Below are 5,321 nucleotides of genomic sequence, written 5' to 3'. Positions count from 1 at the left end.
AGCCTCAATAATGCCTATTATACTTGACGAAATCGAATGAACGACATGTGTTTGTCGGATGCTTACGCTGAATCCCTTTCGACAATAGGCGAAAAATCTGAACTTAGCAAACTGGAGGTGGAAAAACAATCTGCATTTTTGGAAAATAATATTATTGACTTAGCTCAGCCTATTATCCTAGCAGGCGGTGTAAATGGTATTGCATTATCCACACCAAATCATATCCAACAAAGTGCCAATGGCAATTTAATTGCAACGGCTGGGGGGTCTTCTGAGCTTTCCGTACTAGGAAAAATAGCACTAATGGCGAAAAAAGCAGTTACAATTTTTGCCCATGAAATGGGTATGAAATTAGTTGCAGCAGCAGGTAAAATGCAAATTCAAGCACAGAGTGATGCCATGGAAATAACAGCAGTAAAAGGGATCACTATCACGAGTACAGAGGATGAAATTCTAATCACTGCAAAGAAAAAAATTACCTTAATGTGTGGTGGTTCTTATGTGACGTTTGAAGAAGGTAAAATCGAGCATGGCACTGATGGAAATTTTCATATAAAAAGCGCAAAAGTCATCAAAGATGGCCCTAGCTCACAGAATTTACCCATGCCAGGATTTACATTATGCGAACAATTATCGGCTTCATCAGCTAATTCTGGTTCAGCATCAATGCCATTAAGATAAGGACGCTTGCACATAATGACGATAATATACCTACCAACAGATCATTTAGTTAACCATCGTTTTGCACTTGTTTCTCAAGACTTAATTGAAGCATTGGCATTTAAAAATGATGGGGTTGCTATTTTACCACTCGGCATAAACCAATTAGCTCCTCAAATGCATTTATACCCTTACCTGATAGATACTCACCAATTGAGTTATCAGGAGAATGAGCGGGTTTGGCAAATGCTGAGATCTTATCCATTAGGTAAGGAAATTCATCCTGAATGCTATTTTTTATTTGATGTGCAGAAGCATTATCCTGTTAAATTAATCCATGACCGGTTACACCGCTCACTGTTTTATCCTGTTGTCAGAACAGAAATGATTTTGCGGTTTTATGATCCTCGGGTCATCGTACCATTTTCAGTTATAGCTGATTTGCCACATCCTGCTAGGATTTTTTGTGAAGAGGTTGCATCAATTACCTACTATTTAGATGGAATATGGAAAACTCAAGCTTTGCCAAAAATGCGCACAACAATGCTGGATTCAGCACTAAGACAAGCATTACCCTTGATTGGTATTATCAATCTTGTATTAGGTAAGTTATACCGAGAGGGAATTGCGTTCACTCGTGAAGAGGTCTGTTTAACTCTGTTTCAAACCTTAGTATTTGTGATGAGTCGATATGATCTGACTCACCCAGAAGATTTACAGGCGATAGCTTATTATCGCATACGTTATGGAGAATCCATTTTACAGCATCAAATGGTACTAAACTTGTTGTCTCATGGAAGAAATGAACCTCGGTATTTTAGCCAACATATTAGACGCATTATCAAAACACTCCATCCCAACCAATAGAGAAACAACTAATTATGTCTGAAAAAAATAGCTGTACATTTTGTCATCGAGAAGGACTAGCAATATTACCTGTGCGTCCCCGTATTATCAAAGATGAAATTGCTAATAATTATAAGTGTAATTTACCAGATACGATAAGCGTACCAGTAGCTGCGACTAAACAAACTAGTTATGTCGGGAGTGAGTTAAGAAGTGGTTACTTATACGTCTATAACGAACAAACTGAAGAGTGGTTAGATTTTTATGCCACACCAGATGGCTATTATTACCCATTAATTTCGGGTGTTAGTGCGGATCAAGCTGTAATGAAAGGTGAAATAAAACCCTGTGCTAGAGAAGCTAATGAGCTAGCTCGCGCATCTTTTATTACCTTACCCTATTTCAATAATCTTTTATTTAACAGTGTATTTTGGTTTGCATGGGCTAAAGTAGAATGGACTGATGTAGTCCGTAAGCGGCATGAGTATCCAAATTATCGTAACAAATATATGCAAAAGTTTGACATGAAAAAATGGGTCGAGAAACAAACTGAAGATAATTGCTATTTATTGGAACAATTAAAGGAAACCATTATTGAGTACAACATACCGCAATCAGATAAAGATAAATTGGTATATAATTTTTTTGATTTAAAAAACACTCCGTTCTTGATTCCAAAATTCTTGTTTTCAGAAGTTCAGGAAATTGCTGATGAATTCTTTTCTTTGAAGGGAGATAAAAATCCAGATGCATTGATCCAAGAAGCTCAAGCTGTGTCAGGCAAAATCAAACCCCTAATCATAGTATTGAATGATCCCGTAGCAATTATGGAAGATATCGGCAAACTTTGCGATGATTTTCCTAAAAATGAAATTTTCAGCAATCCAAAATATGAACGTGGAATTTGGCTAAACTCGACACTTAATTTAGTAAAAGAAAACGTAATTAAGCAGGAATTTGACGCTATAATGGAGGAGAAGATTACGAACAAGATAGCATTAGCATCATATATGAGCCAATCACATATTGGCGCATCAGATATGGCCAATGCAATGCCCTATGTCAGAGAATCTACAAAAGAACAATATGAAGATGAAGCGATGAAAAAAGCTCTAAACACTTGGGCGACTTATGATAAATACATCGATGGTGAGCAACAACAGGCATTTAATCAGACGGTTAATAAATTGGTTGAAAAACTTGAAAAAGAAGTTATTGAGCCCTTAATTGACTCATTTAAAGTATTGATATTTCATGAACAAACTATTAATTACTTTATTAGTAATTTTGATGATCAGAATATAAAAAGTGGTACGTCATTTTCTCAAATGGTGATCAGCGCATTTTTACCCATGTTAGTACATAAAATTATCCTTGATGAATGTATCGAGATGCTAAAAGTTAAAAAACTAGAGGAAAAACATTATTTTGTCAGAACATATTATTTAAATCAGAAATTAATCGAAGATCTTCTAGAGGAAGCATACATTAATGAAAATACAGATGGATTAGTGAGCATCTCGCGTAAGGCACAACAAGCACCTCCACCCGATTTTAGTGTGTTACCATGGCAATATGTAGTCGAAACAATCGGAAAAATTAATGAAATTAAGCCGGGCCTTGTAGTGCAAGCTATGGATGATGTTGCATACGCCTTGAGCGCCCCATTAATGAAATTTTATTCACAACCAACAGTTTCTAATATTCCAAATCGTGCAGTCGTATTTGCGACTGCAATTGCCACTCAAAAATTGATCCCAGTACATATAGAAGCTAGCTACGATGAGCTTCTTGAAATTATTAAAGAAAAAGCAGCGCAGATAATTCAAGAGGAAGGTAAATATTCTCTAAGTGAAGCTAAAAAAATAGCCAGAAAATTTCTTAAAGATAATAATATATCTAAAAAAGGTAAGAATGGTCGGGGGATTTTTACAACCTATCTTTACATAGATCCAACCATAGAAGGTTCCATTAATCATTTGCCTAAAAAAGAACGTTTAGATATCTTTCGTCAGGCATTACAAGTAAGTTCAAAAGAAGTTGTAGAGAAGCAAAAAATAAGAATAGAATATAAAAATGCGCTATTTAATGTTAAAGTCAACGGCATATCTGCGATTATTCAAGCTGCTATTTTATTTCGTACTGCCGAATCTGCCTTTGCTACAGATGCAAGCAATGAAACTACTCTTCGTTGGGCTAGTGGTGCCTTTGCTCTGGGTGGTACAATTCTGGCTGGATTTGAAAGTGCGGTTAATACATTTTCAAGCCTTAAAGCAATTGCAGGAAACAGCTGGTTTCTAAGCCTTGTAATGGCAGGCAGGGGATTTATTTTAGTTGCAGGTGTCATTTCGATAAGCTACGATTTGAAACACTTTTTCGATGAATGGTCAAAAGGGAATAAAGGGATGGCTATTTTATATGGAGTTTCTGCTGGTTCAATGTTTGTTTTAACTGGGTTGGGAGTACTTGGCCTCTGGCATCCAGTTCTTATAGTCATTGCGTCGATTGCTTATTTTGTTTCACAATTCTTAATTGCCACTTTCACTGATAATGAACTTCAGAAATGGTTACAACGATGCATGTGGGGTAAACTCAATGATACGAGTTTAATTCCATTTAATACATTTGAACAAGAACAAGCCGCTTTTAACCAGCTTATCGAGGAAACTGTATGAAACTATATGGCTTAAGCCCCAAATATAAAGTCAATCGCCCATTAAGTAAGAATGAAAAGGCGGGCAAATTAAATCAATCGAAATGGCAAGACCAACCTTTTAGTGATCTGATTGCAAATGGTTGTAATGGTGTAATTCGATTAAATTCTACCTATTTGGAGGTAGTTGATCGGCATTACATTTGGAAAGGATTTCCTTCGATGGCTTTGCTTTTGTTCTTACCACCTCCATTATGTTTTATTGCACTGGTTGTTTTTATTGACCCACAAATAAATGATTTTGAAGGAATATTGGCTACAATTGGTATGTTGTTACTCTCATTGGTATGGTTAATCTCTGTGATCTATATGCTTTTAACGGAGTTTTTTAAGTGGACACACTATCCCATTCGCTTTAATAGAAAAAATCGACGAGTCTATATTTTTGGCTATGACGGTAAAATTAGAATCGTTGAATGGGAAAAACTCTTTTTTACTGTAAGAACGGATATAAAAGGTATATTTAATGATAACTATATCTTTTGTCATGTTTTATCTGATGATGATAGCACAGTGTTATATACGTTTACTTTACCAATTGAAACCTCTGCTAGAGGATCTTCTGAACCCTTAAATATGTATTGGAATTTTTTGTGTAACTATATGAATGGTGATATTGTGGATAACGTTGCTGTTATGCGTGTATGTCCGCCACTCGAAGGACGTAAAGAAGGCTTTGTTTATGGTTTATACCACTGGTCAAAAATTGTAGGTGGATGTTGGCAAGTTTTATTATTCACTTTTCCTCTTGGAATTCTATTGGCGCTTATCCGTTACCTTGTGATGTTGACGTGCAAGGTACCTAAGTGGAGTACTGAGGTTGAGGAGGAATGCGTAGTTAATCCAAAAGATGCTTTTAATCTAAGTGCATCAACCAATCCAAAATCGTTATTAAGTACATTTCGAATTCCAAATAAAGCAAAACGTACCGCATTTTTAGCAAGACGTGATGCGTTGCGTGCTAAGATGGATGCAAAGATATCTAGAGATGAAAGAAAACGGCATGTAGTATTAAAAGACCTGTTATGACTTGTATTGTAAGCATCCGAGGAACGCATCTAGAGTAAGCCTATAAATTCACTAAAATAAGCATAGTTTCAAC

Annotated in this window: 4 protein-coding genes; all 4 read left to right on the top strand. The window is 36.0% G+C overall.

The window, feature by feature from the left end:
* Positions 1 to 36: 36 nt before the first annotated feature.
* Genes ACFFIT_RS07600 through ACFFIT_RS07585 form a run of 4 tightly spaced genes read left to right on the top strand, consistent with a single transcriptional unit; the run spans position 37 to position 5,248 of the window.
* Positions 37 to 681 carry a DUF2345 domain-containing protein gene (locus tag ACFFIT_RS07600; protein WP_385877063.1) on the top strand — a complete coding sequence of 215 codons (645 nt, stop codon included), beginning with the start codon at positions 37 to 39 and terminating at the stop codon, positions 679 to 681.
* Between the two features lie 15 nt (positions 682 to 696).
* Entirely contained in the window at positions 697 to 1,527 is an 831-nt protein-coding gene (locus tag ACFFIT_RS07595) for a hypothetical protein (protein WP_385877062.1), read from the top strand.
* A gap of 14 nt (positions 1,528 to 1,541) precedes the next feature.
* Complete coding sequence (locus tag ACFFIT_RS07590; protein ID WP_385877061.1) at positions 1,542 to 4,181, top strand: T6SS effector BTH_I2691 family protein; 2,640 nt, start codon at positions 1,542 to 1,544, stop codon at positions 4,179 to 4,181.
* Positions 4,178 to 5,248 (top strand): DUF6708 domain-containing protein, encoded by a 1,071-nt coding sequence (locus ACFFIT_RS07585; RefSeq protein WP_385877060.1) that lies wholly within the window; start codon positions 4,178 to 4,180, stop codon positions 5,246 to 5,248. Before ACFFIT_RS07590 ends, ACFFIT_RS07585 begins: the two co-directional genes overlap by 4 nt.
* Positions 5,249 to 5,321: the final 73 nt, after the last annotated feature.

The organism is Thorsellia kenyensis, assembly GCF_042432445.1.
Lineage (GTDB): Bacteria > Pseudomonadota > Gammaproteobacteria > Enterobacterales > Thorselliaceae > Thorsellia > Thorsellia kenyensis.
This window is presented reverse-complemented; position numbering and strand designations above follow the sequence as displayed.

Excerpts from the sequence above, each read along its gene's own strand:
- ACFFIT_RS07600 (WP_385877063.1), top strand. The coding sequence starts at position 37 with ATGAACGACATGTGTTTGTCGGATGCTTACGCTGAATCCCTTTCGACA.
- ACFFIT_RS07595 (WP_385877062.1), top strand. The coding sequence starts at position 697 with ATGACGATAATATACCTACCAACAGATCATTTAGTTAACCATCGTTTT.
- ACFFIT_RS07590 (WP_385877061.1), top strand. The coding sequence starts at position 1,542 with ATGTCTGAAAAAAATAGCTGTACATTTTGTCATCGAGAAGGACTAGCA.
- ACFFIT_RS07585 (WP_385877060.1), top strand. The coding sequence starts at position 4,178 with ATGAAACTATATGGCTTAAGCCCCAAATATAAAGTCAATCGCCCATTA.